This window comes from Lishizhenia tianjinensis, assembly GCF_900116425.1.
GTDB lineage: Bacteria > Bacteroidota > Bacteroidia > Flavobacteriales_D > Crocinitomicaceae > Lishizhenia > Lishizhenia tianjinensis.
Genome location: NZ_FPAS01000002.1, coordinates 231,663 through 258,177, shown reverse-complemented (window position 1 = coordinate 258,177; position 26,515 = coordinate 231,663). Strand labels below are relative to the sequence as shown.

The window sequence follows — 26,515 nt, the reverse complement described above, 5'->3', positions numbered from 1 at the left end:
TGTCGTTAAATATCCAGATCTTAATAGGGTTAGAGCGTAATGTTGTCTTCATAATTTTAAGTTTTAACAGCGTTTATAGTTTTTGTAAGCGTATCGCTAACACTGTGCAAATTAAGGAATAAGGCAGGTTTAATTTTGTGGAAACTTGTTAGCAGATGAATCGGTTGATTTAAAAGTGAAGATTTTCATGTAAACGGTAAATCCTCAGTATTAGTGGTGAAAATGAAGCTTTTTAGGAAAAAAAATTATCTTTAGTACATAAAATCAAACTATGACAAAACTCAAAGCTTTAATTGTAGACGACGAAGATATGGCCAGAAAAAACCTCGTAATGTTACTCGAGGAATTTTGTCCGGAAATAGAAGTTTTAGGCGAAGCTGCCAACAAAGCAGAAGCCAAAGAAAAAATAGAAGAGCTTAAACCCGATGTACTTTTCTTAGACATTAGAATGCCTAGCGGTTCTGAGGGCTTTGAACTTCTGGAAGAAATAGAAAATAGAGACTTCTTAGTTGTTTTCGTTACTGCCTTTAAAGATTTCGCGATACGCGCTTTCCAAGCCAATGCTATTCATTATTTGTTAAAGCCTATAGATATTGACGATTTACGTAGCGCCGTTGAAAAAGTAGCTGAGTCTGCAAAACTTTATAAGTCGACTCCAGAGGGTATGGACACTTACTACGACACGATTAAAAATCTATCCAATCAAATACACTCAAATCAATTCAATAACAGACTGGCTATTAGTCATACCAAAGGCTTAAAAATAGTAGAAGACGATACCATTTCTTACTTAGAAGCGAGTGGAAACTGTACAACCATTTACTTCACCAACGGGAAAAGATATTTAGACACACGTACATTAAAGATTTACGAGGAGATCTTGAATCCAGACAAATTCTACAGGGTACATAAGTCTTACATCATCAATTTAAATGAGTTGGTAGAATATTTAAATGAAGACGGTCATACAGCAGTATTAAAAGACGGTAAACATTTACCCGTGGCCCGAAACAGAGTCTCAGCTTTCTTAAAATTATTGAAAGGGAAACATTAATGAAATACCTCTGTTTTCTTCTTCTCTGTTGTAGTTTCACCTTAACCACCCTTGCACAGAACTACAGTTACTTAAAGTACAGTGCTTCTGAGGGACTACCTCAATCCCAGGTTTTTGACATCACCCAAGATAAAGATGGATATATTTGGGTAGGAACCTTTGGTGGATTGGCAAAATTCAACGGTATTAAGTTCGAGACCTATACCTCAGACAATGGTTTATTTAACAACAGAATCTCTTTTATAGAGTTCATAGATGATAAACTCTATGTTGGTCATGAAGGAGGTATAAGCATAGGAGTAAACAGAAAATTCATACAACTCTCCCTACCCCAGGATGCAAAAACATCCAAGGTTACTTCCATACAGAAATTCAACCAACAAATTTATGTAGCCACAAATGGTGGAGGTCTATTTAAGATTGTAGATTTTCAAATTCAAAAAATAGACAAAGGTCCACAGTATATTAGAGACCTTATTGTTTTAGAAGATGAATTGTATTTAGCGGCTCGTAGAGGACTTTTTTCACTCCAAAAGGATGAAAATCTAGATACGCTTATCTACGATACAAAAATTTCTTTTACAGGAATTTCTAAGAGTCAAAACACGCTGTATCTATCGGCCTACAACGGTCACATTTACCAATACAAGAATTCCGATTTAAAAAGCATTTACAGCTCCAACATCAAATTTAGGGGTGTACTTTTTAAAAACAATAAGTTGTGGTGCTACTCACCTTCGGGGGTAACACAAATCAATTTAACTACGGAGCAAAGTATAAAATTCACGGAAAAAAACGGACTCGAAACACCTGATATTAATGCCGTATACATAGACAGGGAAGACAACCTTTGGCTGGGAAGCAGTGGGAAGGGATTGCTCCGATTCTCGGGTGAGGCCTTTACCTATTTTAAAAAGAACGAGCGCCTCTCCTCCGACTTAATACTCTCTATTTTAGAAACAAAAAGTGGTGAATATTTCTTCTCCACCTTTGACGCCGAGCTCACCCATTGGATAGACGATACCACAACATCCTTTCTTCCCATAGGTGATGGATTTGTTTGGTCATCTGTTGAACGTGAGAACGGTGATATCTTCTTCGGCACAAATAAAGGTGTTTATTGGCACGATAAATCGGAAGATTTTTGGAAGCGATACTACGGCAACAATCAATTGCCCAGTGCTAAGATTACTGCTCTGTATTTACTGGCCGATAACTCTACCGTTTTAGCGGGTGGTAAGGATGGTTTTTCTAGGATTGTAAACGACAGTGTATATATTGATTCATCCCTGATTGAAAACAACCTGAATGTAAAAGGATTTACCCAAATTGGAGATGATATCTATGTCTTAGGAAAAAAGAGCCTTTACAATATTCAGGGAAAGGTGGCCCATGAAATTTTGCGCAAAGAGGATTATTCCTTCACCTCCATACGCAAAGACGACAACAACGATATTTGGCTAGGTGCAGAACAAGGCTTGTTCCTACTTCAAGGCGACTCCTTATTGGAAATAGAACTCGATAAGAACAAAGGAGCCAGTTTCACTTTCTTCATCGAAGCTTACAAACACTACATTTACATAGGTACAAACAACGGGTTATACAGGTACAACATCTACTCACATGAAATCAAGCACTATGGCTTAAACGAAGGACTTATTGATTTGGAAGCCAACATTAATGCGGTTTATGTGGACAGTAAAAAGCAACTCTGGTTTGGAACTGCAAGTGGTTTAATGAAACTCGATTTAAACAAGGAGGATGCTGTTTTCACTCAAGCGCGCCCTGTGGTACAAATCAGTGAAATTAAATTGACAAAAACAGACAAGGACATTACGCAATATTGTGATTCTCTTACCCCTTTAGGCCTACCTGTTAATTTAGAGTTACCGTACAAACTCAATGGCATTAATATTAAACTAGACGGGCTGTTTTACTCCAACCCAAAGGGCGTAGAATTTGCTTATCAATTAGTATCGGAAGACTCTTTAAAATGGACGCCTTTGGATGCCGCATCAACCATTACTTTTCCCAACTTAAATTTTGGAGAATACACCTTACTGATCAAAGCTAAAAGCATCAATGGACAAGAAAGCGAGGTAAAATCTTTTCAATTTAAAATTTTAAAACCCTACTATTTCACAACGTGGTTCATTACTACCATCATTTTGATACTCATTTCTATAGTGCTTGCCATATTGTACGCCAACAATGTGCGCATTAAGAAAAAAATTGCACGAAAACAATATGAGGAACAATTAGAATCACGAACAAAATTGGCGCGTTTAGAGCAACAATCTCTTAACGCAAGTATGAACCGCCATTTCATTTTCAACTCCTTAAACTCTATACAGTACTACATCAATGCCAACGATAAACTAAGTGCCAATAGGTTTCTTACCAGGTTTGCAAAATTGATTCGTAAAAACTTAGATAGTTCGCATGAAAAGAACGGTTTAGTAAAGCTTGCTGATGAAATGGAAAGGCTAAAGCTATACATGGATTTAGAGCGCATGCGTTTCACCGATAAATTTGATTACAGCATAGAAATTGAAGAAGGAATTGATTTAGAATCTATAGATGTTCCGGCCATGCTGCTACAACCCTTTGTTGAAAACAGTATTATTCATGGAGTATTGCCCAGACACGATGATCAAGGACATATACACGTAAGTATAAAAAAACAGGAAACTAGTTTTGTGGTAGAAATTTTCGATAATGGTGTTGGTATAGATGTTAGCAAAGTAAATAAAGTGAGTTTTGATGGAGATCATAATTCTCATGGAATGGAGATAACCTCTAAGCGAATTGAAATCCTTAAAAAGTTGACGGAAAGAAATATAGAATTAAAAGGACCACAGCAAATCAACGAAAATGACGGTACAATCAAAGGAACTAGCGTTTGGATAAGAATTGATAACAATAATTTGTCGGTTCCGGATTAAGATTGTATATTTGATTCAAGTTTTCTTATCAAAGGACTGTAAAAATGAAAAAATTAATATTCATATTCGCACTTTTATTAATGGCTGCTACGGCATGTCAGAAAGAAGTTATCCTACCTAATGATAGTCAAGAAGTAATGATGTCTACACGTGGTGCAGCTGATGAGGATGCAATTCCAGGAGCATCAAATAATGATGAAGACAACATTACAGATCCAGACAACGATGAAGATGAAACTGATGTAGAATCAGAAGAAGATTTAGAAGCTTTGAATTCTAAAAATTAGAATTTTAAAATATAGTAAAAGTCCCGATTCCTCAGAGTCGGGATTTTTTTTGCTCCACACTTTAATCAATAATATCTACCACTTAAAAATTCACAAAGCTACACAAGGCTAATTTCCTATAAATTAGAGGTTAATCAGAGAAAAGAACCGGTAAACCTAGGTTCTGGACCGCGTTAAAACTTATAATACCTCAATTAGTTAATATGTCTAAAACTGCTTCAAATAGTATACATGAGCTTATTAAGAGCTTGACTAAATCAGAGAAAAGATATTTTAAAATAATATCAAGCCGCCACACCATAGGAGATCAAAACAACTATATCACTTTATTTGATTATATAGAATCTCAAGACGTATACGACGAATCAGCCCTCTTCAAGCATTTTGAAGGAGAAAGTTTCCTCAATAAATTTTCTATTACAAAGAACAGGTTATACGAAGCCATTATGAAAGCTTTGGATGCCTACCACAGTACCTCTTCTGTGGATGCTAGTATATACAGACTCTTACATGGCGCAGAAATCTTGTATAAAAAGAGCTTGTACAAACACTGTAAGAAACAGTTATTGAGTGCGGAACGTTTGGCTAAAAAGCATGATAGATACGGCCTATTGGTTGAGATAAACAACAGGTACAAAAAGTTAGTAGAAACGGAAGGTTACCACAACATAGACTCTACGGATTTAGAAAAGACACAAAAACAAGATCAGGAGTATTTAGACAAGCTCAACCACTATTCTCAACTTTGGAAAGTAAAAAGTGAACTTTTCTTACTCCTTAACAACAAGGGAAAAGCAAGGTCGACAGAAGAATTGGAGCGATACAACAAACTGACCGCTGCATTAACCTCAGCCTCGTCTAAAGAAGCCCATTCATTCGATTCGGATTACCTTACGCATCATATATACAGTGCCTCGTACTTTGCTGCCAATAACATGGAGAAGTCACTGCATCATTTGCATAAGATCATAGAACAATACAAAGCCAACCCGAGCAGGATAAAGCAAGAACCCAACGTTTACTTCTCGACACTTTCGAACATAATTTATATAGAAAGTAAACTTGGTAATTACAAAAAAGCCATAGATCATTTAAAGGAATTAAAAACTTTCCCTAAGGTTTACAAAATAGACTTAACACGCGACTTAGAAATTAAACTTTTTAGTAGTGTAAACAGTATAGAACTTACCTTATTGATACACCAAGGTAAGTTTGAGGAAGCCATAGGTTTGGCAGAGGGTATTAAGGCAGGTTTGGATAATTACGGAAATAAAATTTCTCCTTTGCGCAAGTCTCACCTGAGCTTTAAGTTAGGTGTAGCATATTTTAGCTTGGAACAATACCACAAGGCACTAGAATGGATTAATGCCATTTTGAACGATGGAGAACTCGACCAGAAAGAAGACTTGAATGCCTTTGTACAAATTGTGGACTTAATGATACATTTAGAGCTTAAACATCAAGACTTATTGCCCTATGCTATAAAGAATACCCAAAGGTTCTTAAAGTCGCGCAATAGAAGCTTTAAATTTGAAACCATTTTCTTGAAATACTTGAACAAAATTGCCAAGAGTACAGACAAGTTCCAAGAACATCAATTATTGGAAAAAGTATTGGTAGAAATCGAAGAAATTAAGAATGATGATTTTGAAAAAAGTGCCTTGGAATATTTTGATTTCGAGAGTTGGATCAATTCAAAATTGAAAAACAAACCCATGCCTCAAATTAGAAAAGAGGTCTACAACAAATTAATTGCATAAAAAAAGGGTGTTATTCAAACACCCCTAAAATTTCTCCAACAGAATTGAGCACTGTTACTTTCGTGAGTTCACTCCCTGTTCTTTTTACTTTAAAAGAGCAGTGGTACTCACAATCATCTTTAAAAGTAACTTCATTGCTACTTACTTTGTATGGCCCTTCCAAAGTAACACATCTGCTATCTGCAGCGACTACCAGTTGATTTTTCTTACTAACGTAAAAGTCAGCTTCCATACCGCCAGTAAAATCCCCACCGCTTGCTACGGCTTTATAGTTTAAGGTAAAAGTTCCCTGTGCTTCCGTAATATCTCCTGCAATTTCATTTGCACCTAATTCTTGTGTACAAACCTCTCCCTTACATCTGCTCGCTTTGTTACATTGTGTAAATGACAAGGCTACTAATGATGCAAGAAGTGTGATTCTAAGTGTTTTCATAAGCTAAAATTTCACCTTAAAAATAGAAGGAATCTATCTAATCCTCACCATAATTTTAGATTATTTACAGAGAACCAAGTATTAGCGGTAGAAATGGCACCCCGGATCCCGATTTCTCATCGGGAGAGGAGTATAATGGATGACGCGACCCCGATGATAAATCGGGGGAATACCCAAAAAAAAGCCCAACATTACTGCCGGGCTCCTTGTATAATTACTTTGCTTTTAGTCTTTCTTAAAGTGGTTCCAACCCTGAGCCTTTAACTCTATGGTTGCTCCTTGTTTATCGATAAAGTAAGTTCCTGCATTGGCATCGGTCATGTGACCAATCACTGTCATGTGCGGATTACCTTTGATCTTGTCGTAATCGGCTTGTGCAACGGTAAACAACAATTCATAATCCTCACCTCCGTTCAATGCTGCAGTAGCAGGGTCTACGTTAAAGTCTATGGCTGTTGTACTCACCTTCGCATCGATAGGAATTTTCTCATCGTAAACGTTACATCCTACTTTACTCGCTTTACACAAGTGCATGATCTCAGAAGCCAAACCATCAGAAATATCTATCATAGAAGTAGGTTTCACTTCCAATTCTTCTAAGAATTTAATGACATCTTTACGTGCTTCTGGCTTCAATTGACGCTCCAACAAGTAGTCAAAACCATCCAAGTCTGGTTGAATATTAGGATTTGCTTTGTAGACCTCTTTCTCTCTTTCCAAAACTTGAAGTCCCATAAAAGCACCTCCTAAATCACCACTCACTACCAAAAGATCATTCTCTTTTGCACCGTTTCTGTACACCACTTTATCTTTGGCTACAGAACCTATTGCTGTGATACTTATCATCAATCCAGAAAGCGAAGAAGTTGTATCTCCTCCTACCAAATCAACATTGTACATGTCGCACGCTAAGCGAATTCCTTCATAAATCTCTTCCAAAGCCTCTGCTGGGAAACGATTAGAAACCGCCAAACTCACTGTGATTTGCTCTGGCGTACCATTCATGGCGTAGATGTCAGACAAATTCACCACTACAGACTTGTACCCCAAGTGTTTCAAAGGCATGTACATCATGTTAAAGTGCACACCTTCTACCAAAGTATCCGTAGAGATTAAGGTAAACTCTTTGTCGTTTTTCTCCAACACAGCGGCATCGTCTCCAACACCGTAAACAGTTGATGTTTGAGTAGTTTTAAAATTCTTCGTCAACTGGTCAATTAAACCAAACTCTCCAAGTTTTTCTAACTCTGTTCTTTTTTCTTCACTCATTCTTCTTCTGTTTATATTGCGCTTAATCGTTCAATTTCAATACGGCTAAGAATGCTTCTTGTGGCACTTCTACTTTACCTACCTGACGCATACGTTTCTTACCTGCCTTTTGCTTTTCTAACAATTTACGCTTTCTTGAGATATCTCCACCGTAACACTTCGCGGTAACGTCTTTTCTTAAGGCTTTGATTGTTTCACGCGCTACTACTTTAGCACCAATTGCTGCCTGAATAGGAATTTCGAACTGTTGACGTGGAATCAATTCTTTCAACTTCAAACAAATTTTCTTTCCTAAATCGAAAGCATTTGAACGGTGAACCAAGGCAGATAAAGCATCCACTTGTTCGTGGTTCAATAAGATATCTAATTTAATTAGATCAGACTCTTTGTATCCAATTGGGAAATAATCGAAAGAAGCGTAACCTCTAGATACTGATTTCAATCTATCGTAGAAGTCGAATACAATCTCTGCCAAAGGCATTTCGAAAGTAATCTCTACTCTATCTTGTGTTAAGTAAACCTGGTTTTGTAATTCACCACGTTTCTCTATACAAAGGGTCATTACCTGACCAATGTATTCTGATTTTGTAATTACCTGAGCTTTGATGAACGGTTCTTCAATTCTATCCATTGCCGCTGGATCTGGCAATTCAGAAGGGTTGTTCACGATCATACGCTGCTCTGGATTTTTCTTCATGTACGAGTAGTAAGATACGTTAGGAACAGTAGTAATTACTGTCATGTTAAACTCTCTTTCTAAACGCTCTTGAATAATCTCCATGTGTAACATTCCTAAGAATCCACAACGGAAACCGAAACCTAAAGCTGCAGAAGATTCTGGCTCAAATACCAAAGATGAATCGTTCAATTGCAATTTCTCCATAGAGTAACGCAACTCTTCAAAATCATCTGTATCTACCGGATAAATACCCGCGAATACCATAGGCTTCACATCTTCGAAACCTTTGATGGCTTTATCAGTAGGGTTTTCTAATGAAGTAATGGTATCTCCCACTTTAACTTCATTCGCTGCTTTAATACCAGAAATGATGTAACCAACATCTCCAGTACCCACTTCTTTTTTCGGAGATAAATCCATTTTCAACACCCCAACCTCATCTGCGATGTAGTTTTTACCTGTATTGAAGAACTTAATTCTTTCTCCTTTTTTGATACTTCCGTTCATGATACGGTAGTACGCTATAATTCCTCTAAATGGGTTAAATACAGAGTCGAAAATCATGGCCTGTAGTGGAGCATTTGGATCTCCTTCAGGTGCCTTAATACGCTCGATAATCGCTTCTAAAATTTGATCTACTCCTAAACCAGTTTTACCTGAAGCCGGAATAACATCAGAAGGATCACACCCAATCAATTCAACAATTTGATCGGTTACTTCCTCAGGTTGTGCACCTGGTAAGTCCATTTTATTCAAGATAGGAATGATCTCTAAATCGTGCTCTAAAGCCAAGTAAAGGTTAGAGATGGTTTGTGCTTCAATACCTTGAGAAGCATCAACAATCAATAAAGCTCCTTCACAAGCTGCAATAGAACGTGATACTTCATAAGAGAAGTCAACGTGACCTGGAGTATCTATAAGGTTCAACACGTAGTCTTCTCCCTTATAGTTGTAATTCATTTGTATTGCGTGACTCTTGATGGTAATCCCTCTCTCACGCTCTAAATCCATATCATCTAACGCTTGGTTGGTCATTTCTCTATCCGAAATGGTACCTGTGGTTTGCAATAACCTATCGGCCAAAGTACTCTTACCATGGTCAATGTGCGCGATAATACAAAAGTTACGTATATTCTTCATCCTCTAATTTTCAATAATAATGGGGGCTTTTCTATTTTTCCCCTTTAATTCTGGAGGTTCAGAAGCTAACACTTAGTAAACAACTCCTACTTCCCTCTAAAACAAGCGTACAAAGATAATGAAAAGGGTGGTAAACCTAGCTCTTTTACCCCACGAAATTAGCTAAATATCAAAGGAGGAAAGGTGCATGACCAAGCACGCTATTATCCAAGGGAAAAATCTCAGTCACAAAAAAAGACCACCTTCGAAAAGGTAGTCTTTTTCTCGTACTTAACTATTTTGTCTTAAGCTTTGAAAAAGTTCACAAAAGATGTACTTGGATCTAATTGAACAGCTGCTGGAAACTCAGCATGTAAAATCAATTGATTCTCATGTCTTTGTTCCAAGTCTTGCATTTTCTTTCTGTTTAAAAGAACCACGGTAGAACGTCCATGATGGTCATGCTTATCCACTATAGTTGTATTATTATACTCACATTGCCAGTGGGTCTCCCCCATTTCTTCTTCGTAAGAAAATTCTAAGGTAGGTACACTGAAATATTCTAAGTCTTGGATATTTTCAAAATCAAAGACCATGCGTACATGACCAGAATCAAATTGAAGATCTTCTTTTTTGAGGCCTAAATCTGCAAGAGATACCTTCTCTTTGGTTGTTGTTGTAAAGTTTATTTTAATCTCTCCTGGGTTGATATCAATTTCTTCCATATGCTCTCGTTTCGTATTAATTATTCCTTACGAAGAAAGCTGTTTTTCTATGGAAATTACTTGATAGATATCACCTCAAAGCATGATAAACATCTTAATTTACAAACTCTTGGACATAAGCTTCTAAACCACCTTTTTTCTTTGCTTTCAAAAGTTTCTTCATCACCTTGCCTTTCTTGAGATGATCTTTGTTCTTTTCATACATCTCTATACTTCTTTCTACGGCATAAAGGGTACACGCCATGGCCTCTGCTTCTTTGTGCTCAAGGGCATATTTCACATAAGCACCCAAATAGGCCATGAGTAATTCTCCTTCATTCAACTCCACCAAATCTGCATGGAGCACAACTGTAACATTAGGCGAGCCATCCATCCATTTGATGAGAAACTCCGTACATTCTTGGCGTTTTGCACCGTTTTGATCTACAGGATGATCGAACAAATAATCCACACAACGCACCACCAAATCTTCGTAAGCGCTATAATCTTCTGCTTTTTCTAGTTTAGGATTTTCTGGAATAACCAAACTTTGGGTAAAAGATTGAAAAGCAATCACGCTAAAAAAAGCAAGCAATAAAATTTTTCTCATGGTCTCTATTTTGTTTTCAGTAATTCATAACTTCTTTTAAAGCTAAGCAAATAACGGATGGATAAAAATAATAAAGGGTGGAACTTTAATTCCACCCTTTAACACTACTACTTATGAAACCTAACTCAACTCTTTTAAGCGTGCTAACGCTGTAAATTATTTGCTTAACTTACATTATTTAAACGCTTATTTGAGCGGTTTCTTACATCTGAATTCTAAACAAATGTTAAATGTTTTCTAAGTCGGGTTGACGCATGGCAATAAACGCTTTTAACACAGTCTCCCCTACACCCGGAACCTCTATATGCACGATATACGTACCCGATCCAATAGGAATACCCGCTGCATTGGTCAAGTTCCAATCGGTAAACGTTAAAGGATTATCTTTCCTAATTTCTCTTACCAATCGCCCACCCGCATTGTAAATCCTTATGTTACATCGCTCGGGTAAATTCGTAAATTTCACACGTTTATCTAAACGATCGGCCTCATATTCTGAGTAAGCATAATAAGGGTTAGGCACTACATTAATCTGATCCAATACACTGGCTAAAGCTGGGGTGTTATCCACCTCCGTAACAAAAGCTCTGGTACTGAATCCATATAAAGGCAAACTGTTGTTTTCATTTGTTGCGGTATATTCTTCATACTTTCTATTCACCCTTAAGCGCATAGTAGCATTACTTTCTAGTACGGTGTGACCTTCATTCAATAAAGGATACATCACCCACATGATACTTCTATAGAAATTAGTCACCTTAGCACCCGACGTATTGGCATAATCCATATTTGCCTCAAAGCTCGACATATCTCCTGTATAATAACTTGCTCCGTTGTTATACATATCGGCAGAGAAAACAAACACGGGATGCATTCCACCTAATTTAGCTACACCCAAATTAGAATACACACTGCTCGTTGGGTTCCACAACATATCGTTACCATTCTCTCCAGAAAGGAAGGAATTTTCTCCAAAAGCCATGTTTAGTCGCTTTCCTGTTTCTATTTCTATTGCATAACCAGGGAAGTAACTAAAACCAGTTGAACCAGCTATTTCATTTCCGTTTTCATCTAAAGAAGGACTATTTCTTAGTGCAAAAGGCTGACCTTGGTTTTCATTCAAATTTTGATCTCTACCTGTTTCCAATACCGGACATTTCGTCCACAAGCTTTTATCATCTGTAAAGATAATATCAACACTTTTCGTTTTTCCAACTTGTGTTGAGGCCAAGGCTCCTGAAATGGAATAACTACCTACGTTTCCTATAGGCATTCCTTCGGCTTGATAACCTACCAATCCGAAAGGTGCGACTATACCATCTAATAATTTCGTGTAGGTCTTTTCAGGATCCACACCATTTGCATCCGGATAATTACAAGGATTGTTTATGCCTGCCGCTGGATTACAATCTGTAGAAGTTGGGGTGTAAGTTCCAGACCTGATCCAGTTATTGGGCGTATAACTATCATTGTCTTGCAAGCCAATTAACCAATTTTTACTTGAATCTTCGAAAACCAGGGTAGCTTCTAAAGGACTCGTATATTGTACTGAGGCCGCGGCATATCTATAATCCGTTTGCTCCAAACTTACAGACAATCCCCACTCTGGTAATAATTGCTCATTGAAAATATTAATACTCTTATCCGAGCTTATGGAATCACCTGAAATTGTTTCAATAATGGTCCAATTACTCTGGTCTAACTCTCCATTTTCATCTTCGTGAAAATACATCTTAAAATCGCCAACTTTTACGTTCAAAGGATCTATTACTTTAACAGCAACTGGTCCACCATTACTCGCATAAGTTATTCTATCTACTTTGTTTTGTTTTAAGATTTCCGATTTCGTTTCTTCACTCAAATCTAGTATGCGACCTCCATTCCCCATACCATCTAAACGCGTAACGGGTAGTTCAAATCCATAACCAACGTTAGCAATAGTTCCGCCTGCCTCTGGTGTAGGTAGGTGAGGAATTGCTTCTATCACCCTAACTTCTCCAATTGCAGATTTACGCGAGGCTATGTAAGGTTTTTGTTGTCCGTCTAACGCACTCGGATCATTCGGTTTATAGGTTTTATAATTGTTATAAGCATAAGCAATGGCCATGTAATAATAGCGCTTAAAGTTCACCAAAGCCTTTGAAGCACCCGACGCAAACATATCCTCTTTCACGTTAAAACTATGACGAATTCCATCATCTGTTCCATTCACTTTTTCCGTGGGTACAGCCGCTAATAAATCATTGTCAAACTCAAAATTCACCAAACGTTTAACTGAATCTTTAATATCACATTGGAAAACCAAACGTGCCTTGTCTATATCTCCTAAATCCGAAACAGAAACTCCTTTACCAGATAATTGATACACTTGGTACCCTTGGAAACGGTATACATTATCTAATGAATCTCCTCCAGCAATGAAGGGATCCACTTCTCTGTATCCTTCATTAAAGTTGTTCGAATTGGTTGGGTTTTCTAATGTAAATGATAACTCATTTTCTAACTCCTGCACCTGCATATCCGGAGCATGAGGTCCTTCAATCACCTTAAAACAATTCTCAAATAAGGCTTGCGCTTTATCATCTGCTTTTTGTAAGCTAATTACAGAAGTAAAAGGATCTGCTTGACCACTTCTTGCCCAAACAACCCCCATAGTAATATTATTTACTGCACCTGGTTTTAATACGAAAGGACCTGCACTCTGCGCAAAACGTCTATCGTAAGGTGGGTTACCAGCTGTTTGCTCCGTCCAAATAGGTTGTGGATTTCCTCCCGTACCCCAACCCAAAGGATCTGTATCTCCTGGGAACATGAAATCTGCAGTTACGTTAGGGTTACCTCCACCACTTGAGTGACCGTTACCCCCGTAAGTAAAACGCGTTCCATCTTTCCAATATCCACTTAAATAGTTGTAATAATCTATGGCAGTTTGCGGGTCAGTTGTATTGATGTCTGCACCACCTCCTAAATTATTGTAGTATAAGAACCTTCTCATACCGAAACGCTCATTATCTACAATAGAATCTCCATAACCAATTCCATTTAAAGCCTCATTTGGACCTATTCCAAATGCATTGTCAATTCCATCATCATCTTGATAAGGACCTTCAAAGAAGTCTACACCAATAGCGGGCGGTGAATTACCATACCCCAAGAAACCACTTACATCTGGATCAAAAGCATTTCCGTTGTAAGCATAACCTAAACCTCTAGAAACATCACAACCAACATAGTCATCGTAAGGTCCACCCAGGGCCACATCTATCATCAATCCAAAATAAGTATCGTATAAGGTTTGCGTAGATCTATTAATTAACTCATAGTTGTAAAAAGTCATGTTGTTCACCTCATCATTGGTAGAAAAAGAAAAAGCTTGTGCTCTAATTTCCATACCAATGGGATCTCCTCCAGATTCGGTGTGAATGTTTCCTTTGTCATTCATTACCCACCAAAAGTTTTGATCTCCAAAAATGGTAACTGTTCTATCTGTTCTACAGTCTATAGACTTGTCCAAATCATACCAAGGATAATCACCGTTCTCCCAATCATAATTTCCATCCTCATCTCTATCATAAAAAGGAGCCAAGTAATAATCTTGACCCGCCTCTATATCTCCATGCGCCGGCCATTCTTTAATGAACTTAGGGATTTCATAATTGGGGTAAAGTGTGTTTTGTAAGTTAGTACCGTTCTCTTGATCCAGTAATCCTGCATCAAACCAAGCTCGGAATTCTCTTACCTCATCTTGTGTTGAAATAAAATGTTTATCGTATTCCTCACATGTCTCTGAATCTGTAGTTGCATTTCCTATGGTTAAAGGACCTGTCCAATAATCATTTCCATTACGGTAACGCAGGGCCGCCAGTTTTAACTGACCATTAACATCTTTTCCTCCCAACCAAAGTGCCGAGGCAAACAAAGCCATGATACCGCTGTTTTTAGGAACTTCGTAATGACTAAAGTTTTGTCCGTTCACCTGCCAAAGATTACCTGCAGTGTGCACCAGTGCAGAAACGTTGTTTAGTTCTAGGTAAGTAGATGTATTAGCAGGTACACAAGTTGCCGCTTTCATTTCTAAGACAGGTACTTCTGGCTCTTGACCTAAATAAGGTTGAGCGGCTAGGTATAGGGGAAAAAGTAATAGTAGAGTTATAGCTTGTTTCATAATAGCAAATTTTAGGGCAACTCCTTAAATGTAAATCAATCTCAAGAGAAATGCTTTTGGATTTGATTGTATTCTTAGAGTAATTCTACAAATCTAATGAGCAATTTGGTAATGTCTTCACATTCCTTAAAACTCAATTCTTCATAGGTATCAAAAATATCGTGATAATGTTTATTTGGTCCCATAGTGTAAATAAAGAAACTAGGAACCCCTTCTAGACTAAAATAGTAGTGATCTGAATTTTGAGTTGGACCTCTTTTTTTAATGCGTGTTAGATAACCGTGTTCTGCGTTAATGGCCTCTAAACTCTCAAAGGCTTTGGTATGTTCCGTTCCATTAACTACAGTAATACCTTCCTCACCCGAGCCCATTATATCTAAATTGAGTAAGAATTTTATTTTCTTCAATTTCAAGAGGGGATGTTCTACAAAATATTTGGAACCCACTAGACCTGCCTCTTCACCTCCAAAGGCGATAAAAACTACATTGTAATCGACTGGGTTTTCTTTAAAATATTTTGCCATTGCAATCACCATGGCCGTTCCTGATGCATTGTCATTAGCTCCAGGAAAATAGGTTTCTGCCCCCATGCGACCTAAATGATCGTAATGTGCTGTAAACACAACCGTCTTTTTCGTCTTCTTTTTGGCTTTAACCTCACCTATAACATTGTAAGCTGTATACTTCTCGATTAACTTGGCATCTACATTTACACGTAGCGTTTGTCCCTCTTGATAAACGCTATCTTGCAGGGTAATCACAATGTTATTGTATTGCTTTCTACCTACTGACCACATGAATTTTTGGTGGGTTAAAATCACCACTGGGGCATAGGCTGAGAGTCCCGTTAAATTAGCGCGTATTTCATTTTCTCTTCGAGCAGAGAGGCCACGTGTATCAATTAAAAAAGCATTTTTCTGCTCGCTTTGTACTTGCTCAAAAACATCTTGAAGTTGTATTTCACTTTTCAAGATATTGGTATCAATAATTGCAGGAACGAGTTGTCCATCAAAGCTTGGAGAATTTGCATCCACAACAAAGTGCTTTCCAGGAGTCAAGGTTTTGCTTCCATATGCCACTTCCATAGAGGCAGGAAAACTATTCACTTGAAATTGAAAAGCTTGTAAAAAGGAAGTATCCAAAGGCGTTAAACCTATCTTCTCAAATTCATTCGCTATGTAATGCGCTGCCTTTACATCTCCTTGATTCACATACCCCCTTCCGTGAAATTCAGGTTTACATAAATCTTGGGTAATGCGCTTTACTTCATCCAATTGCGCCCAAGCCATGGATGTTAAAAAAACTGTAGTAATAAGCAAGGACAGTTTACGCATATCTTCTCTCCACTTTTTTCACAAAGTCGGTAACCACCTCATTTTCTAAATCCCAATTCATTGCCACGGCAACTTCGCTTAATTGTTGTTTAGCAGTAGCGTAAGAATCTAAATTATCTAGACTGTTTAAAGTAGATTCAAACTTGTCTTTGTTTCCTTCGAAAAGCTCGTTTATACACTGTAATCTATCGTTTAAACCAAAGGCTTCTTTCAAAGATGCAATTTTCGAAGCTCCCAATTTTGAGGCTAAAGAATTATCTTCATTACTGTTGAACCTATCGTAAAAACTTCCCTGATTATAAACAGGGTTATTCAAAGTGTTTATAGGTTCTGGTTGTGTAATCGTCACCTTCGTAATTTCTTCTTTTGGTGCCGATACTTCAGGTGCTTGAGGTTGTGGCTTTTCTTCCTCCACTTTTTGATGCGTAGGAACTTCTTCCACTGAAGCTTCTTTCTCTTCTATTTCTGGCGTGGGCGTTACGTCAAAATTCAAACTCAAATTTTGCTTCGACTCATTTTCGTCTTCTGCAGGAGTTGAGAAGTCAAACATCATTCCTTCTGCAGGCATCACCTCTTCTTTCTCCTCTACTACATGAGGAGTTGACGCTGGTGCAGCATCCGCTACTTCCTCAACTATGGTTTCTGGCTCAACGGGTGTTTCCACAACTTCACCTTTGGCTTCATATACCTTTTGTTCTATCGCTTTGTAACGTAAAATCAAACATCTTTCATGGAATTCTCTCGACAATTGTACGAGTTCTTCCATTTCCAATTGATTTAACTTACCCTCTTGCAATTGCGCCGTTAAAGCGTTTAATCTATGAAGTATTTCTTGTTGTGTATCCACGGTATTTTATTTCTAGTTTAACATCAATCTCTTGAAAGGACAAGTTTCCATTACAGAAGTGCCCCTTTTTTAAGAGTACCCAAATTTAACCATTATGTTTTCAACTTAAGAAGAGAATGGAGGGAGTTTTAAAAGAAGAATGTTAATCATTTCTCTTAAAATGTAATCCTAAGTTCTTTTCTCTGTGTTTTACCTGCGCTTAGAAAACAGTTAATGACTTATCTTTCCTTATTTTTACAGCCAAATCCTTCATAAAGAGGGAGTACTTCTTTAAAAACGCAGAAATTGAACTTGAATTATACTTACGCCGACTTAGCAGATCTTCTTGACGCCGAACAAACTCAACCCTACAAGGGTGAAATTAAGGCTGTTGCTTATGATACAAGAAAGATTTATCATGCCGAAGCTTTGGCCTTCTTTGCCCTCCATTCTGAAAAAGACAATGGGCATAAATATGTTCTAGATGCCTATGAAAAAGGAGTACGTTGTTTTGTTGTGGATGAAAGGGTAGAACTACCCGATGATGCTTGCGTTTTGACCGTGGAAGACACCTTAGAGGCCCTGCAGCAACTTGCTAAAAAACACCGTGAGCAATTTGCTTATCCTGTCGTTGCTATAACAGGGAGCTACGGAAAAACCATGGCCAAGGAATGGTTGTATTCACTTTTAAAGGATGATTACCAAATTGTTCGAAGTCCGAAAAGCTATAATTCACAAATTGGAGTTGCGCTGAGTTTATTAGAAATGAGCCATGAACATAATTTAGCAATTATAGAAGTTGGAATTTCTGAGCCAGATGAAATGGAAATTTTGGAAGATATAGTTGATCCAACTTTAGGGATATTCACAGGTATAGGTGCTGCGCATCAAGAAAATTTCGAATCGGAAAAGCAACACGTCAAGGAAAAATTAAAACTTTTCAAACACAGTAACTTTGTATTTGCTCAGGAAGAATACGCTTCCCCATTTCGACGAGCAAAAATCAATGTAGAATACCCAAGCACACCAGCAAAAGAGCTTGCTAAATTAGCCGCTACACCTTTTAAAAGCACTTTAGAAAATTGTTTAGAATGCGCCCTGTTTTTAGGTAGACAGCCTGAGGATATGGAACCCATATTAAAGCAATTACCAACCGTAGCATCTCGCATGGAAATCTTAATAGGGAAGAAAGACAATGTGTTAATTAACGATACTTACTCTTTAGATCTACATGCTTTGGAGCAAGCCGTTAATTACCTTCTTTCATTAAAAGAAAAAAGTCAAAAAATTGCAGTTATAGATTTGACGCTTTCATCGGAGGAGGAGCAAAGAAAAATAGAGCAGTTCATAGCCAACTACCCCATCGATAAAGTGTATTACATACGCGAAGAAATTTTGCCTGAAACTTTGGACCTGGTAGAAAACGCAGCCATTTTATTCAAGGCCAAACGCAAAAGTTTCATCAAGAAAGAGATAGAAAACTTTAAAGAAAAAAAGCACGATACATGGTTGGAAATAGATCAATCTGCCATCCTTGAGAATATCAATCACTTCAGAAGTAAGCTACATCCAAACACCAAACTCTTGTGTATGGTTAAAGCTTCATCTTACGGTTCTGGAGATGTAAAAATGGCCCACTTGATGGAAAGCGCAGGTGTGGATTATTTGGGCGTAGCCTATGCCGATGAAGGAGTAGATTTGCGTAAAGCGGGCATTCAAAGTCCTATTATGGTAATGAACGCTTCTGAGAGTGCCTTTCAAGAAATTATTAAAAATGAACTAGAACCAGCCATTTTTGACATCCCGCAGCTCGAGGCTTTTATAGGAAGTTTAATTCGTTTTAAAAAGACGAATTTCCCCATACACATTAAAGTGGAAACGGGTATGAATCGCCTTGGTTTTTCTGAAGATGATTTAGATGATTTGTTTGAGTTATTACAAGCGCAGCCTGAGGTAAATGTTAAATCGGTGTACTCTCACTTAGCGAGTTCTGATCATCCTTCTAGTACTTTCAATCACAAACAAGCTAAAAGATTTGCCCAGTACAAAGAGGTTTTCACTGAAAAGCTAGGAGGTGGATTGGACTTTCACCTTTTGAATTCATCAGGTATACTCAACTTCCCAGAATACCAATATTCTATGGTGAGATTAGGGATAGGAATGTATGGTTACATAGAAAAACAACCTGGATTGAAGGCTAGTTTAGCTTGGTATACGCGTATTTCTCAAATTAAAATCATACAAAAAGGAGATACAGTAGGTTACGGTCAAAATTTTACCGCAGAAAAGGAAATGCACATTGCTACCTTACCCATAGGTTATTCGGATGGGATACATAGGGTGTTAGGTAATGGAAAGGGTGAATTCTTCCTGCAAGGTAAAAAAGTACACACCGTTGGAAACATATGTATGGATATGTGTATGATAGATGTAAGCGATATCCCATGTCAAAAAGGAGATTTGGTAGAAATAATCGGAGCGAATAACACCATTTTTGATCTAGCCAAAGCCAGTGGAACCATCGTTTATGAATTGATGACGAGTATTTCTAAGCGCGTAGAAAGAATCTACCTTCAAAACTAGTTTATACTTCTAGAAGAAATAAGGGCTTAAATAGCGATAGAGGGAATTGTCTTACCTTTGTCTTTATCCCGCTGAGCCTTTATTTTTATGACGGTTACAGCCAACTATTCACTACTCCCTGCGTTGTACCTATACCTACCGTGCATTCTTACTGATTAATCCTTAACTTTACCCTAGAATGCTATTACAAACTATGAAAACTTACACATATATAAGTTTAATCCTTTTGGTGTTTTTACCTCAAGTAATTTTTGGGCAATGCAGCACTGCAATACAAAATTTCAGCTTGGGCAATGACACCACACTGTGTAGCTCACCCTATATGATAAATGCAGGTGGAAATTTCCAATCTTATGAATGGAATAACGGTTCCACCAATGATTATCTCATTGCCAATACATCAGGGAATTACTGGGTTACTGTTCTTGAGACCAATGGAAATGTTATCCTAAATGGCGACTTTGAATCTGGTGCTACAGGATTTAGTACTGATTACAATACAGCATCAGGAGGCCCTTGGGGACCCTTGTCTAACCCCGGAGAATACATGATTTCAACCTCTCCCTCCTTAACCCATACTAATTTTTCAAATTGTGGTGACCATACCACAGGTACAGGAAACATGTTTATTGTAAACGGTTCAAGTGTTCCGAATAGCAATGTTTGGTGTCAGACAGTAAACAATATTACCCCGAATACAGATTATGCATTTTCTTGTTGGGCAATGAATGTACTCAACAGTACTAATATAAGTAACCTCCAATTTTTCATAAATGGTGTTCAAATAGGATCTGTTTTTAACACCAGCACCACAGGATGTGTTTGGCAGCAATTTACAGATACTTGGAATTCAGGTACAGCAACTTCTGCTACACTTTGTATAACCAATCAAAATACTTCAGCAGGTGGTAATGACTTTGCTATAGACGATATAGTTTTCGGTCCCATTTGCACAACAACCGATACCATTAATTTAACTTTCGAAAACTTCCAACAAACGCTGAGTAGTGTGCCACCTTTGTGTGCGGGTACCTCAACAGGAGAGATACATGTAGATAATCCCGGAGCCATAGAATATAGTTTTGACAATGGCGCTACCTATCAAGTAGATTCATTCTTACTCAACATTCCTGCTGGAATGTACAATGTTTGCTCACGCTCAGCAGCAGGATGTGAATATTGTGGAAACATTTTAGTTTCGGATCCACCTCCAGTTGGAGTGAGTGTTTCCAATGATACCACCATTTGTGAAAATGGAACCGCAACCATTAATGCCATTGGATCGAACGGAACCAGTTTTGTTTATCATTGGGATTTTACAACTGACCAAGCTTCTCAACAAACTGTATCACCGGGTGTACAAACAAATTATCACGTAGCAGCCGAAAACCAAAATGGTTGTATTTCGGACACACAAGAATATATATTGACCTACTATCCTCCACTTGCAGGAGTTATTTCTCCAGATACACTTGTATGTCCGGACGATGTTGCAACACTTGTTTCTGCTGCTAACGGAGGAATAGGAAGTCCATATACATTTGCATGGTCTACCGGAACCAACGATACCCAAAATAATTTCAGTTCAGAAAATGTGAGTCCGCCAACTACAACAGTTTTTGATGTAACGATTACTGATGCTTGTGAAAGCACCCCCATTACGCTTTCAACAACAGTGAATATTTCACCATTACCAAACCCTGGATTTACCGCCTTAGAAATTGAGCAATGCGAACCCGCAGTTTTTGAATTGACATCTACTGCAGATCCTGCTTTAACGCAAAACATTGAATGGTGGATTAATAATACAGAATATCACCCAACAGGAAATCCAATCACATCCGAAGTTTATATGGAAGGCCTCTACGACGTTACCATGCGAATAACAAGCCCTATTGGATGTGTAATTGAACAAACTTTTACAGATACTTTAGTTGTTCATCCTTTACCAGTTGCAGCCTTTGATTATGGTCCTAAACCCATTTACATGTTCTCTCCAGTAGTAGATTTCACCAATCAATCAACAGACGCAGTTAACTATGTTTGGACCTTCTATGATGGCGATCCTGGTACGAGTCAAAATGAAGAACTTACAGTGAACTATCCAGAAGGATTAGAAGGCGAATTCCAAGTACAATTGGTAGCCATTTCAAGCTTTGGTTGTAGAGACACGTTGATTAAACCCATCAAAATAGAACCTGAAATTCTCATTTATGCTCCCAATAGCTTCACTCCAGATGACGATGAATTCAATCCTACCTGGAGATTATATATGGAGGGGATAGATGTTTACTCCTTTGATTTAGTTATTTACGATAGGTGGGGAGAAATTGTATTTGAAAGTCAAGACATTACCCAACCCTGGGATGGAACCTATAATGGTCAGCGTGTAAAAGATGGTACTTACGTTTGGAAACTACGCGTTCGTGAATTAAATACAGACAAGCGCTTAGAATATCACGGAAGTATAAGCGTATTGAAATAAAAAAGGCCTCATTTTCTGAGGCCTTTTCTGTTTATAAGTTATTATTTAAAGCAATTCATTTGCAAGGTTTGCCAACTCCGAACGCTCTCCTTTTTCTAGTTTAATATGTGCAAAAAGTTTTTGTCCCTTTACCTTGTCTATCAAATAAGCCAAACCATTTGAATGCTCATCCAGGTAAGGTGTATCAATTTGTCGAACATCCCCTGTAAAAATGATTTTGGTTCCCTCACCAGCACGCGTAATGATGGTTTTCACCTCATGTGGCGTTAAGTTTTGGGCCTCGTCAATAATAAAGATGATGTTGCTCAAACTTCTACCGCGAATAAAAGCCAATGGAGTAATTAAAATTTTCCCCTCCTCTTGCATTTCAACGATAGCCCTGTGTTTGCGTTCATTCTCCCCGAATTGATTTTTGATAAATTTCAGGTTATCCCATAACGGTTCCATGTAGGGTGAAATCTTATCATTCGCATCTCCAGGAAGAAAACCTATGTCTTTATTTGACAAAGGAACCAAGGGTCGAGCTAAAATTATCTGCTGGTAGCGCTTGTGTTGTTCTAGAGCCGATGCCAGGGCCAACAAGGTTTTACCTGTTCCAGCTACACCTTGCAATACCACCAATTTAATTTCAGGATTTAAAAGGGCGTTTATGGCAAAAGCTTGCTCGGCATTTTTAGGTTTAATACCATAGGTAAAGCCTTTTTCGACGCGCTCAATTTCATCACTCAAAGGGTTATAATAGGCCAATGCAGAAGACTTACCGTTGTTTAGAATATAATAACCATTAGCATATTTCTGAGCACCGAGCACACCATTTTCTTCCATCTTCCCCTTTTGGAAAAGCTCTCGAATAAGATCAGACTCCACATTGTCTATGGTTACTAAACTAGACTTATCCAACTGAACATCATCTACCTTTCCTGTTTCGTAATCTTCTGCAGTAATTCCTAAAGCCTTAGCTTTAATACGTAGATTAATGTCTTTGGTAACCATCACCACTTCTTTCTGCTCCGATAGTTTTAAGCATAAAGCGGCATTAATAATTTTGTGGTCATTTTTTCCTTCCGCATAGATTTTTTCTGCGTCTAAACCGTCTGGAGTATGCTCCAAAACAACTTTAAACTTTCCTTTACCCCTACCAAGCGGAATCCAATCCATTAATGAACCTGCTTTTCCGGATAATTTATCTATGAAGCGAATAACCTCTCTGGCACAAAAGTTTTTGGTATCATTCCCTACTTTGAACTTGTCTAGCTCTTCAAGAACGGTGATAGGTATGGCTACATCATTTCTTACAAAGTTGGTGATTGCATTAAAATCATGTAGCAAAACAGAAGTGTCAAGAACGAAAATTTTTGATTTTTTTGCCATATGAGTAGTTTCCTATCAATGTACAAAAGAATACAACACATTCTCCTTCCTGACACTTTCATTATTAACACTTTTGCTAACAAAAATGTTGATATCTCTCTTTTAAAGCACTTTAGCTTTAAGGTGTATTAATCTTTTAAAAGTCGCTTAACAAACTGATAATCTTCTCCTTGAATTTGCACGAAGTAAACACCTTTTTGTAGGGTTTCCAGATTCAAAACAAAACTTCCATCAACCACTGTTACAGACTTGTTCATCATCAATTTACCCTCAGCTGTATAAACAGCTATTTGAACGATTTCATCCTTATTCAATCCACTGAATTGAACTTGATTTTCAACAGGGTTAGGATAAACGCGTACTGCACTTATGTTCTCATCCTCTAACCCAACGCTTAAGAAAGCTTCACAATTTGTTTCGTAAGTACAATCAGGTCCAAATAATCTCACTGCAAAGTTTCCAATATAAGGTACTTGGAAGACCATATTTCCACTATTACTAAACACTTGACCATTGTCACAATCAAAGAACTCAAATGACGTAGCATCTGTTCCTTGGATAGTTATAGCACTTGCTGTTACTTGTAATGTTGTGTTGTAATCTTCATGCGAAACATTATAATTAATCACACTGTCACACCCATTGTTTGCAGCCATTACTTCAGTGTAGGTACCTGGATCTTTTTCGTAAACTCCATCTACAAGTACTGAGTCTCCTTGACAAATAGTAGTATCTATATCTACCACATTCTGCACTAACACTGTCAAATTGGTATTGATTATACTATCACAACCATTCACTGCCGTGTAATTATCTGTATAAAGTCCAGAAGTCGTTTGCCAATCCCCATCTAGGAATAAAGAGTCCCCAAAACAAATATCAGTATCCACGGTTGCTTCATAACTTTGGTTAATCACAACTGTATTATCTATCGTTCCTCCACTGTAGGTATAGGTAATGATATACGTACCCGGTAGCGTATTTGCCATGTCTATTGCTCCTGTTGTGGCGTTTACAGTAATATCACTTGAATTCGCACTAAAGGTTCCCGATGAAGTACCAGTTTTAACCGGAGTTGTACTACTTGCATTTGTACAGTAATCCGAAGCATAAGTAACCGTAACAGGTACTAACTCAGGAAAAACCAAAGACGACGCAATACCTGGTGCATCCCCTGAAGAACCTCCGTTATTGTTCACTGCATTGGCACAGTAGTAGAAGGTTACGTTTCCTGAATTTGCTGGTGGAGCCGTCCAAAACACTTCAAATGAACCTGAAGAACTTGCCCCGTCATGCTCTAAATATGCTCTTGCACTTAAAGAAGACAACTGCGTATTTGACGTTAAGAAACTACCAAATGTTCCTGCGTTCTGATTGAAAGGCATACGCGTGGCAACCATCTGAAACCCGAAGTGTGTTAGAGTGGGGTGACTCACTTGAACGCTTATTTTATATTGCGTTCCTCCTACATATTGGGTAACGATGTTATTAGTCGCAACCTCTCGAATGGTTATAGATGTAGTAGTAGAACTACTGGCAGATCCGTGACATTGAGTACAGGAATTCCCTCCAGACAAAGGTCCTCCCGTTCTATCCACACCCGTGTGAGCCGGGCCTGCAGAATATTTAAAGCCCGCAGAGGTAGAATAAGCACTCATCAAGCAAACGCCAAGTGTAGCTAAGGCAAAACCAAAAGCTAATGCATTGTAAATTTTTTTCATTTTCTAAGTTATATAATTGCACGTATACCTATAGACGAAATAATTAGGAAAAGGTTAAAAAAAAGGGTAAAACAATTTGTAATACCCTTTATATACGAGAGTGAACTCTCACCCAATAACAGTTATAATTTTCCGTAGCCTATTGGTCAAAACCCTTAGTCCATTTCAGACCATTAAAAGTGAAGGGACCTGACCATTTAAAGCTGTCCCTTCACAATTTAATAAAATTCTTTGAATCAACCTACTAGGCTTTAACCTCACCAATAACCACCATGGCTTCCAGTGTTGGATTCACACTTCCACCTAGTGGCTCTAAAGTAATCGCAAACGCTTGCAATTGAGCTTGGTCTTTTAATTCAAAATTTATTCTGTCGCTTAATACTAGTTGTTTATCCATCACCCCTAAATCCAAAGGTTTACCATCTACAATAGCCCACAATTGGTATTGTTTATCTGCAGAAGGCATCGGTAACTTATCCGATTTCACGATATACTCTTGCTGCCCAGCATTATAGAATATTTTCACGCTGGCGTCTGGAAAGTTTTCGGTTCCCTTTAAACGAATTAAGTTCGTTTGCTCATCCATTACAAAATCAGCATAATTTCTTTCGTAGCGCAAAGAATCTCTCAATTCAATTACAGCTTGTGCATATTTTTCTTTTTGTGCAATTAACTTTTCTTGTTCTTCTTTAAAGGCCAATTCAACTTCAGATTTTCGGGCGGTATCAAGGTAATGATTCACCCCAAACCCAAAGATTAACGCTATAGAAGCCGCCCATAATACGGGGGCTAATGAACGTGTTTTTCCTTTAGAGACGCTTGGAACTTTGCTTAGCAATTTTTCTTGAGGAAGCTGATGTATGGCTGCCATAATTCTCGCTTTAATTTCTGCAGGTGGACGTGTTGAAAGCGTTCGCACGTAAGCGGCCAAAGCCTCCTCCATACTATCCTTTTCTTTTTTTACTTCTGGGTATAAAGCACACATTCTCTCCACCTCGAGTCTATCCTCAGCACCTAAAGCCCCGAAAACATAGTTTTCTAACTTTCCTGATAATATGTATTCTTTACTTTTCAATTTCTTCTTAAGGTTTACTTGTAAAATACATACGTAGCTAACTGACCTTTAGATTTTTAAGAACTAAGTTTTTCTTAAAAAAACATCCTTTTTTC

General features: G+C 37.9%; 17 protein-coding genes. 6 read left to right on the top strand and 11 right to left on the bottom strand.

Going from position 1 to position 26,515, the window contains the following annotated elements; all coding sequences use genetic code 11:
- The first annotated feature begins 271 nt into the window (after positions 1-271).
- The 4 genes from BM327_RS07820 to BM327_RS07805 all read left to right on the top strand — a co-directional run bounded on the left by BM327_RS07820 (position 272) and on the right by BM327_RS07805 (position 6,046).
- Complete coding sequence (locus BM327_RS07820; RefSeq protein WP_090247964.1) at positions 272-1,054, top strand: LytR/AlgR family response regulator transcription factor; 783 nt, start codon at positions 272-274, stop codon at positions 1,052-1,054.
- Complete coding sequence (locus BM327_RS07815; protein WP_090247961.1) at positions 1,054-3,999, top strand: sensor histidine kinase; 2,946 nt, start codon at positions 1,054-1,056, stop codon at positions 3,997-3,999. Before BM327_RS07820 ends, BM327_RS07815 begins: the two co-directional genes overlap by 1 nt.
- A gap of 80 nt (positions 4,000-4,079) precedes the next feature.
- Positions 4,080-4,286 (top strand): hypothetical protein, encoded by a 207-nt coding sequence (locus BM327_RS07810; protein ID WP_139230299.1) that lies wholly within the window; start codon positions 4,080-4,082, stop codon positions 4,284-4,286.
- Positions 4,287-4,489: 203 nt separating this feature from the next.
- Positions 4,490-6,046, top strand: a complete 1,557-nt coding sequence (locus tag BM327_RS07805; protein WP_090247956.1) for a hypothetical protein — start codon at positions 4,490-4,492, stop codon at positions 6,044-6,046.
- A gap of 10 nt (positions 6,047-6,056) precedes the next feature.
- Here BM327_RS07805 and BM327_RS07800 read toward each other — a convergent pair whose 3' ends face one another.
- From BM327_RS07800 to BM327_RS07765, 8 genes are all read right to left on the bottom strand, one after another.
- Positions 6,057-6,479: a hypothetical protein gene (locus BM327_RS07800; RefSeq protein WP_090247953.1), complete on the bottom strand. Its 423-nt coding sequence runs from the start codon at positions 6,477-6,479 to the stop codon at positions 6,057-6,059.
- Positions 6,480-6,704: 225 nt separating this feature from the next.
- Positions 6,705-7,748, bottom strand: coding sequence for a thiamine-phosphate kinase (gene thiL / locus BM327_RS07795; protein WP_090247950.1), 1,044 nt, complete (start codon positions 7,746-7,748; stop codon positions 6,705-6,707).
- Between the two features lie 22 nt (positions 7,749-7,770).
- Complete coding sequence (lepA, locus tag BM327_RS07790; protein WP_090247948.1) at positions 7,771-9,567, bottom strand: translation elongation factor 4; 1,797 nt, start codon at positions 9,565-9,567, stop codon at positions 7,771-7,773.
- A 284-nt stretch (positions 9,568-9,851) separates the two neighbouring features.
- On the bottom strand, positions 9,852-10,271 hold the full coding sequence (locus BM327_RS07785) for a hypothetical protein (RefSeq protein WP_090247946.1): 420 nt from the start codon (positions 10,269-10,271) through the stop codon (positions 9,852-9,854).
- A 94-nt stretch (positions 10,272-10,365) separates the two neighbouring features.
- Positions 10,366-10,860: a hypothetical protein gene (locus tag BM327_RS07780; RefSeq protein ID WP_090247943.1), complete on the bottom strand. Its 495-nt coding sequence runs from the start codon at positions 10,858-10,860 to the stop codon at positions 10,366-10,368.
- Positions 10,861-11,086: 226 nt separating this feature from the next.
- Complete coding sequence (locus BM327_RS07775; protein WP_090247940.1) at positions 11,087-15,025, bottom strand: hypothetical protein; 3,939 nt, start codon at positions 15,023-15,025, stop codon at positions 11,087-11,089.
- 74 nt (positions 15,026-15,099) lie between these two features.
- Positions 15,100-16,359, bottom strand: a complete 1,260-nt coding sequence (locus BM327_RS07770) for a M28 family metallopeptidase (protein WP_090247937.1) — start codon at positions 16,357-16,359, stop codon at positions 15,100-15,102.
- Positions 16,352-17,206: a hypothetical protein gene (locus BM327_RS07765; protein ID WP_090247934.1), complete on the bottom strand. Its 855-nt coding sequence runs from the start codon at positions 17,204-17,206 to the stop codon at positions 16,352-16,354. The genes BM327_RS07770 and BM327_RS07765 overlap by 8 nt, the downstream gene beginning before the upstream one ends.
- Positions 17,207-17,491: 285 nt before the next feature.
- Here BM327_RS07765 and alr point away from each other — a divergent pair, with 285 nt between their 5' ends.
- Both alr and BM327_RS07755 read left to right on the top strand, forming a co-directional pair.
- Positions 17,492-19,768: an alanine racemase gene (gene alr, locus BM327_RS07760; RefSeq protein WP_090247933.1), complete on the top strand. Its 2,277-nt coding sequence runs from the start codon at positions 17,492-17,494 to the stop codon at positions 19,766-19,768.
- A 193-nt stretch (positions 19,769-19,961) separates the two neighbouring features.
- Positions 19,962-22,253, top strand: a complete 2,292-nt coding sequence (locus tag BM327_RS07755; protein WP_170853714.1) for a T9SS type B sorting domain-containing protein — start codon at positions 19,962-19,964, stop codon at positions 22,251-22,253.
- A 45-nt stretch (positions 22,254-22,298) separates the two neighbouring features.
- Here BM327_RS07755 and BM327_RS07750 read toward each other — a convergent pair whose 3' ends face one another.
- The 3 genes from BM327_RS07750 to BM327_RS07740 all read right to left on the bottom strand — a co-directional run bounded on the left by BM327_RS07750 (position 22,299) and on the right by BM327_RS07740 (position 26,420).
- On the bottom strand, positions 22,299-23,624 hold the full coding sequence (locus BM327_RS07750; RefSeq protein WP_090247928.1) for a PhoH family protein: 1,326 nt from the start codon (positions 23,622-23,624) through the stop codon (positions 22,299-22,301).
- A 128-nt stretch (positions 23,625-23,752) separates the two neighbouring features.
- Complete coding sequence (locus tag BM327_RS07745) at positions 23,753-25,345, bottom strand: choice-of-anchor V domain-containing protein (RefSeq protein WP_090247926.1); 1,593 nt, start codon at positions 25,343-25,345, stop codon at positions 23,753-23,755.
- Positions 25,346-25,589: 244 nt separating this feature from the next.
- A complete protein-coding gene (locus tag BM327_RS07740) occupies positions 25,590-26,420 on the bottom strand; it encodes an anti-sigma factor (RefSeq protein WP_090247924.1) in 831 nt (276 codons plus the stop codon).
- Between the last annotated feature and the right edge of the window lie 95 nt (positions 26,421-26,515).